Below are 4,693 nucleotides of genomic sequence, written 5' to 3'. Positions count from 1 at the left end.
CGAGTTCGGAACAGAATCCGGGACCCATCGCAATCATGAGTCCTGGGCTTCCGCTGGGCGGTCGCTTTTCGATGGTGTCACGCAGCACGTGCAGCACCGACGCGGACGACAGGTTGCCGATCTCACCCAGCGAACGCCAGGTCAGCTCCAAGGCCTCCGGCGACAGGTCGAGGCTCTCGTTGATCGCCTCGATGATCTTCGGTCCCCCCGGGTGGCTGACCCAGGCGCCGATGTCGGTGGTGCTCAGACCGTGCGCGGCCAGGAAGCTGCCGACGTCGTCGCCGATGTATTGCCGGACCACCGCGGCGAGGTCTTTGGACAGCACCAGCTCGAACCCGGTGGTGCCGACGTCGTAACCCATGGTGCGCAGCGAGTCGGGATACAGGTGGCTGCGGGAATCGACGATGGCCGGCCCGCCGGCGCCGACCTCGTCGGCGCGACGCTCGCCGACGGCTACCACCGCGGCCGCTCCATCAGCAAACAGGGCGCTGCCGACCAGACCCGCCAGCGACGGCTTGTATCCCGGGTAGGTGAGGGAGCAGAGTTCGACCGAGATGAGGGCAGCGACGCCGTCCGGCGCACCGCGCAGATAGTCGTGCAGTCGCCCCACGCCCGCCGCCCCGGCCACGCAGCCCAGGCCGAACAGCGGAACCCGCCGCACATCGGCGCGCAGCCCGAGGCGCCCGGCGATCCGGGCATCCAACGACGGAACCGCGACACCGGTGACCGTCGTCGTGATCAGCACGTCGAGGTCCTGCGGTTGCAGACCCGCATCGTCGAGCGCGCCGACCAGCGCTTCGCAGCCCAGATCCACCGCGTTTTCGATGTAGACCCGGTTGGCCTCGCCGAAATCGGTCAGCCGGGGATAGCGCTCCAGCGGCAGCACCAGGTGGCGACTGTTGACTTTGGCACTCGCGTGCAGCTGCCGAACGATGTCTTCATAACCCTCGAAATCGGGAATGCTGACGAAAAAATCGGTGAGCTCTTTCTGCGAATAGCGATAGGGCGGCAACGCCCCGAAGACACCGGCGATCACGCTCATAGGTCCCACCCCTTGGTTACGTACATACAGGCCGAAAGGTTCACCCCCGATCGCTTCAAGCTTGAAGTTTAGTCGGCCTCGAAGCCCCCGGCAAAAGCTGGCAAAGTGGAGGTGCCGTGCTCACCTGGTCAATTACCGGCGCAGACGGCCCCTGAGCAGGTCGGAAGTTGCCTGTACGGTGCCCAGTTGGTCAGCAACTCGACTCGGCGCGGTACCGCCCCGGGCATCGCGCGACGACACCGATCCCTCGATCGTCAGGACGTCGCGCACCTGCGCCGTCAGCTCGGGGCTGATGGCCGCGAGCTCGTCGTCGGTCAGCTCGTCCAACCCGATGCCGCGCAGCTCGGCGGCACGCACCGCCGCACCCGCGGCCTCGTGTGCGGAACGGAACGGAACACCTTGGCGCACAAGCCATTCAGCGATATCAGTGGCTAGCGTGTAGCCGGCCGGGGCCAGCTCCGCCATCCGCTCGACGTGGAACGTCAGGCTGGCCACCAGCCCGGCCATCGCGGGTAACAGCAACTCCAGCTGGGCCACCGAATCGAATACCGGCTCCTTGTCCTCCTGCAGGTCACGGTTGTAGGCCAGGGGCTGGGCCTTCAGGGTGGCCAGCAACCCCGCAAGGTTCCCGATCAGCCGCCCGGACTTGCCACGTGCCAGCTCGGCGATGTCCGGATTCTTCTTCTGCGGCATGATCGAGCTGCCGGTGGACCAGGAATCGTGCAAAGTGACGTAGCCGAACTCCGTCGAGCTCCAGATGATGATGTCCTCGGCGAGCCGAGACAGGTCGACGCCGATCATGGCGAACACGAACGCCGCCTCGGCAGCAAAGTCCCGGGCGGCCGTTGCGTCGACGGAATTGTCCGCTGCGGCCGTGAAACCCAGATCCGCGGCGATCGCGTCCGGATCCAGGCCCAGCGACGAGCCGGCCAGGGCACCCGACCCGTACGGGGAAATCGCCGCGCGGTCGTCGAAGTCGACGATCCGGTCGACGTCGCGCAGCAACGGGTGGGCATGCGCGAGCAAATGATGGGCCAGCAGGATCGGCTGGGCGGACTGCAGATGCGTCTTGCCAGGCATGATGGCCGTCGGGTGCGCGGCAGCCTGGGCGGCCAGCGCGGCGACGACGTCGAGCACGCCGCGACCGACCCGGCGCACCGCGTCGCGCAGCCACATCCGGAACAGCGTGGCCACCTGGTCGTTGCGCGACCGCCCGGCCCTCAGCCGGCCGCCGAGGTCGGGCCCGACCCGGTCGATCAGCCCGCGTTCCAGCGCTCCGTGCACGTCCTCATCGCTGACCAGCGGGCCGAAGCTGCCGTCGGCGACGTCCTCGGCGAGGCTGTCCAGGCCGGCCAGGAGCCCGTCGCGCTGCTCTTCGGTCAGCAGCCCGGCCCGGAACAGCACCACGGTGTGCGCCCGCGACGCGGTGATGTCGTAGGGAGCCAGCGCCCAGTCGAAGTGGGTGGATTTGCTCAGCGCGGCCAGCGCCTCCGCCGGCCCGTCGGCGAACCGCCCGCCCCACAGTGACCCCTCGTTGGTGCTCACTTTTCTGTGCCGAGCAGACGCAGAATCGCACTCGGGCGGGCGTCTGCGTGCGATTCTGCGTCTTCTCGCCGAGAACAGGTCACCGCAGATCCCGGCGGGCGGAGAGCTTGGAGGACAGGCCGTGCACGTAGACGAAGCCCTTCGACATCGACTGGTCGAAGGAGTCGCCCTCGTCGTAGGTGGCCAGGTTGAAGTCGTACAGCGACTCGGCGCTGCGCCGGCCGTTGACCGCGATGTGACCGCCGTGCAGCACCAACCGCACCTCCCCGGAGACGTGCTCCTGCGTCTTGGCGACAAAGCTCTCCAACGCGATCTTCAGCGGCGAGAACCACAGGCCGTCGTACACCAGCTCGCCCCAGCGCTGGTCGGTCTGACGCTTGAACCGGCCCAGCTCGCGCTCGAGGGTGACGTGTTCGAGCTCGGTGTGTGCGGTGATCAGCACCATCGCACCCGGCGCCTCGTAGATCTCGCGGCTCTTGATGCCCACCAGCCGGTCCTCGACGACGTCCAGCCGCCCGACGCCCTGCGCGCCCGCGCGGCGGTTGAGCTCTTCGATGGCCCGCAACATCGACACCGGCCTGCCGTCGATCGACACCGGCACGCCGCGCTCGAAGCCGATGATCACCTCGTCGGGGGTGTTCCAGTTGACGGTGGGGTCCTCGGTGTAGGCGTAGATGTCCTTGGTCGGGGCGTTCCACAGGTGCTCGAGGAACCCGGTTTCCACCGCGCGGCCCCAGACGTTCTGGTCGATCGAGAACGGCGAGCGCTTGGAGACGTTGATCGGGATCGCGTTCTCCTCGGCGAACGCGATCGCCTTTTCGCGGGTCCACGCGTAATCGCGGACCGGCGCCAGCACCTCGAGGTCGGGCGCCAGCGAGGCGAACCCGACTTCGAACCGGACCTGGTCGTTGCCCTTGCCGGTGCAGCCGTGCGCGACGATGCCGCCGCCGTGCTCACGCGCGGCCGCCACCAGGTGCTTGGCGATCAGCGGTCGGCTGATCGCCGACACCAGCGGGTAGCGGTCCATGTAGAGCGCATTGTTCAGCACGGTGGGCAGGCAGTAGCCCTCGGCGAATTCGTCGCGGGCATCGACGACGACGGCCTCGACGGCGCCGCAGTCCAGTGCGCGCTGACGTACCACCTCCATGTCCTCGCCGCCCTGGCCGAGGTCGATCGCCACCGCCACGACCTCGCGGCCGGTCTCCTTGCCTATCCAGCTGATCGCCACCGAGGTGTCCAGACCGCCCGAGTAGGCCAGGATGACTCGCTCTGACATGAACCGATCTCCTTACTGAATGTTCTCGAACATGCCGGCGAGTTCCGCGCCAGTCATCGGCTCCCGGGCAACCACCAGGATGGTGTCATCACCGGCGATGGTGCCGACGACGTGGGGCAGGGCCGCGCGGTCGATGGCGCTGGCCAGATAGTGCGCCGCGCCCGGCGGCGTGCGCAACACCGCGAGGTTGCCGCTCGCGTCGGTCGACACCAGCAACTCGCTGAGCAGGCGCGACATCCGGTCGGTGCCGCCCGACACCCCGCGGACGGGACTGCCGTCCTCGGGCACGATGTACACCCCGGTGCCGCCGTCGGCGCCGCGCAGCTTCACCGCGCCGAGCTCTTCCAGATCGCGCGACAGCGTCGCCTGGGTGACCTCGATCCCTTCGGTGGCCAGCAGCGCCGCCAGTTCGCTCTGGCTGCGCACCGGCGCCGACGACAGGATTGCCACGATCCGCGCCTGCCGGCCGGCCCGGTTCGCGCTGACTTCGGGCAGCGCTTTGGCCTGGCCGGTCATCGGGACCGCTCCAGCAGCCAGACCAGCAGCGCCTTCTGGGCGTGCAGCCGGTTTTCCGCCTCGTCCCACACCGCGCTGGCCGGTCCGTCCATCACGTCGTCGGTGATCTCGTGTCCGCGGTGGGCCGGAAGGCAGTGCAGCACAATGGCTTCCGGGTCGGCCAGCCCGAGCAGGCGGGCGTTCAGCTGAAACGGGCGGAACGGCCCGACTCGGTCCAGCCCGTCGTCCTCCTGTCCCATCGACGTCCACGTGTCGGTGACCAGCACATCGGCACCCGCGGCGGCCGCGTCGGCGTCGGCGGTCACCGTGACCGA

Annotated in this window: 4 protein-coding genes and 1 pseudogene; all 5 read right to left on the bottom strand. The window is 68.5% G+C overall.

What is annotated here, in order from left to right; genetic code table 11:
* Nucleotides 1-1,042: type III polyketide synthase (locus VML93_RS23970; RefSeq protein ID WP_325614770.1), on the bottom strand; the 1,042-nt coding region annotated here is incomplete at its 3' end.
* A gap of 132 nt (nucleotides 1,043-1,174) precedes the next feature.
* Nucleotides 1,175-2,587: an argininosuccinate lyase gene (gene argH, locus VML93_RS23965; RefSeq protein WP_325614769.1), complete on the bottom strand. Its 1,413-nt coding sequence runs from the start codon at nucleotides 2,585-2,587 to the stop codon at nucleotides 1,175-1,177.
* Nucleotides 2,588-2,666: 79 nt separating this feature from the next.
* A complete protein-coding gene (locus VML93_RS23960) occupies nucleotides 2,667-3,863 on the bottom strand; it encodes an argininosuccinate synthase (protein WP_325614768.1) in 1,197 nt (398 codons plus the stop codon).
* Between the two features lie 12 nt (nucleotides 3,864-3,875).
* Nucleotides 3,876-4,379, bottom strand: a complete 504-nt coding sequence (locus VML93_RS23955) for an arginine repressor (protein ID WP_325614767.1) — start codon at nucleotides 4,377-4,379, stop codon at nucleotides 3,876-3,878.
* A pseudogene (locus VML93_RS23950) lies at nucleotides 4,376-4,693 on the bottom strand (ornithine carbamoyltransferase); the annotation flags it as partial. The gene VML93_RS23955 and the pseudogene VML93_RS23950, both read right to left, overlap by 4 nt.

The organism is Mycobacterium sp. (assembly GCF_035499775.1).
In the GTDB taxonomy this organism is placed as follows: domain Bacteria; phylum Actinomycetota; class Actinomycetes; order Mycobacteriales; family Mycobacteriaceae; genus Mycobacterium.
This window is presented reverse-complemented; position numbering and strand designations above follow the sequence as displayed.

Bases quoted from the DNA above. Each gene is read 5' to 3' on its own strand.
- VML93_RS23960 (WP_325614768.1), bottom strand. From the start codon at position 3,863: ATGTCAGAGCGAGTCATCCTGGCCTACTCGGGCGGTCTGGACACCTCG.
- VML93_RS23955 (WP_325614767.1), bottom strand. From the start codon at position 4,379: ATGACCGGCCAGGCCAAAGCGCTGCCCGAAGTCAGCGCGAACCGGGCC.